The sequence below is a fragment of the Streptomyces sp. MB09-02B genome, assembly GCF_033794485.1.
Classification (GTDB): Bacteria; Actinomycetota; Actinomycetes; order Streptomycetales; family Streptomycetaceae; genus Streptomyces.
Genome location: NZ_JARGEE010000815.1, coordinates 1 through 1,690, shown reverse-complemented (window position 1 = coordinate 1,690; position 1,690 = coordinate 1). Strand labels below are relative to the sequence as shown.

The following is a 1,690-nucleotide window of genomic DNA, read 5'->3' as shown; positions in this document are numbered from 1 at the left end:
GGCGGGGGCCGCGAGGGCGACGGTCTGGTTGTCGGGGCGCACGAGCTGCGCGGCCGGCGCCGTCTCCGTGACCGAGATGAGCTTGGAGCGCTCCTTGACCTGGGTGACGACGTAGTTGCGGCCGCCCTTCTTCGCCGTCACGTCGAAGGTCTCGACCGGCTTGTCGCCGTCCTTGACGATCAGCTTGAAGCGCTCGGCGGGACCCTCCCCCTCGGGGTCGGCGACCTCGACGCTCAGCGAACCGCCCGCGATGGCGGTCACGCTGAACGTGCCCAGCTGCTTCGGCTCGCCCGGCGGGAGCGCGGCCGGTGCGGCGGCCCCCGTCACGGCGGCGGGGGAGCCTGCGGACGCGCCGTCCTGGGCCGTGCCGCCGACGCGGACCACGTACGCGGCGCTGCCGCCGTTGTTGAAGAACCCGTACACCGAGTGCGCGAGGTAGTAGCCGTCGGTGAACTCGCCGAACGCCGCGACGAACTGGGACCAGTTGGTCACCAGGGTCGGCTCGTTCAGCGGACCGGTCGGGGCCAGGCCGACGAAGGCGGCCACGGACGTGCCCACACCCTCGATGGGACGCGAGCCGCTGGCCACCTCCTCGACGTAGACGCCCGGCGACAGGTAGGACGGCATGCTCTGCTCTCCTTGGGGTACGAGACAGGTCGCCTCTCACCCTCACGCGCGAAGCGCGTCCGTCGAAACGTCCCGGAGGGCCGGGACGGGGGCAGTGTCGTTGCCCGCAGGGGCACTTCGCGGAGCACTTCGCGGGGCACTTCGCGGAGCAACTCTGCGGGCGCTCGACGGAGGCTGCCCCTTGAGGCAGGCAAGGCTGCCCCGGCGTCTCTGACCCGCCCACGGGGCGCTGCCGTAGCGTCCCGGTGGTGAGCCTTTGGACTTCCCTCGAACCCGCCTCCGCGACCGTGGACCCGGGGAGCAGTACGACCGTACGGCTGCGCCTGCGCAACACCGGTGACGTGGTCGACGAGTACCGCTTCGAGCCGGTCGGTGACATCGCGCCGTGGACGACCGTGGAGCCGCAGACGCTCCGGTTGTACCCGGGGACGACGGGGTCGGTGGAGCTGACGTTCGCGCCGCCGCGCACCCCGGACGCGACGGCCGGACCGAACGCGTACGCGGTGCGGATCCTGCCGACCGAGCACCCGGAGGCGACGACGGTCCCCGAGGGGAACCTGACGATCACGCCGTTCACGGAGGTCCGGGCGGAACTCGTCCCTCCGACGGTCAAGGGGCGGTTCCGTGGGCGCCCGAAGCTCGCCGTGGACAACCTGGGCAACACGAAGGTCACCGCGTCGGTCAGCGGCAGCGACAACGGCGACCAGCTGTCGTACGACATCCACCCGAGCAATGTGCAGATCGAGCCCGGGCGTGCCGCCTTCGTGAAGGCCACGCTGAAGCCCCGGCAGATCATCTGGTTCGGGTCCAAGGAGGAGCGGCCGTACACGTTCGCCGTGAAGCGGTCGGGGGTGACCCCGCTCGACGTCGAGGGCACCTATGTGCAGCGGAGCTTCCTGCCCGGCTGGCTCGCCACCTGCCTCGGCGTCTTCCTGGCGCTCGCCATCACGTTCCTGACGTTGTGGCTGGCGTACCGACCCCCGGTGGTCAGCGCCACCACGGAGCTGCGGGAGGCCGCCGTCAGCACGCTGCCGCCCTCCCCCTCGCCGAGTCTGTCCGCCCC

At 71.6% G+C, this 1,690-nt stretch carries 1 protein-coding gene and 1 pseudogene; one reads left to right on the top strand and one right to left on the bottom strand.

Annotated features, from left to right (window positions below; translation table 11 throughout):
• Window positions 1–627 (bottom strand): phage tail sheath N-terminal beta-sandwich domain-containing protein (locus P1P70_RS44310; protein WP_413471694.1); only part of this gene is annotated, 627 nt, incomplete at its 3' end.
• 248 nt (window positions 628–875) lie between these two features.
• On the opposite strand from P1P70_RS44310, the pseudogene P1P70_RS44305 reads away from it, so the two are divergent.
• Window positions 876–1,690, top strand: a pseudogene (locus P1P70_RS44305) (hydrolase); the annotation flags it as partial.